This window comes from Nitrincola lacisaponensis, assembly GCF_000691225.1.
Lineage (GTDB): Bacteria > Pseudomonadota > Gammaproteobacteria > Pseudomonadales > Balneatricaceae > Nitrincola > Nitrincola lacisaponensis.
Genome location: NZ_JMSZ01000043.1, coordinates 1 through 560, shown reverse-complemented (window position 1 = coordinate 560; position 560 = coordinate 1). Strand labels below are relative to the sequence as shown.

The following is a 560-nucleotide window of genomic DNA, read 5'->3' as shown; positions in this document are numbered from 1 at the left end:
CTTCTATATCGCTCAGTTCCGCGAAGCGGATCGCTTACACCGGGAATTTGAGCAAGCCGTTAGCGATTATGACTGGCAAGATACCCAAGGGCTAATGCATCCATTGCAACAACAGGTGCGCAAACAATATGGCCGATTAATTGAAAAGCTACAGCTGTTGTTCACCAAGCACCTGCAAAGCAGCGGCTGGCCATTGCCTGATCGGCTATCGAACACCGAAGTCTTCGACAAGTTGGTGGCCCCAAAACTGGCTCAAAGCGGGCATAAGGTAGCCTATCTGATGGTTGATGCCTTGCGGTATGAGCTGGGCGTTGCCTTAGAACAGCAATTAGCAGAGGACGGTAAAACCGAGCTAATCCCTGCGTTAGCACAGTTGCCCAGCATTACATTGGTGGGTATGGCAAGCCTGCTACCCGATGCTGGCAAAAGCCTTGCACTAAACAATGTAGACGGCAAGCTGGTGCCCTTTATTAACGGACAAGAAGTAAAAACCGTGGCTCAGCGTATGGAGCTAATTCGCAAGCGTTATGGCGCGCGTTTTCAAGAAGGCCGTTTAGAAG

Annotated in this window: 1 protein-coding gene; it reads left to right on the top strand. The window is 50.5% G+C overall.

Annotation, left to right across the window (positions count from 1 at the left end; translation table 11 throughout):
- Positions 1 to 560 (top strand): PglZ domain-containing protein (locus tag ADINL_RS15755; protein WP_036550384.1); only part of this gene is annotated, 560 nt, incomplete at both ends.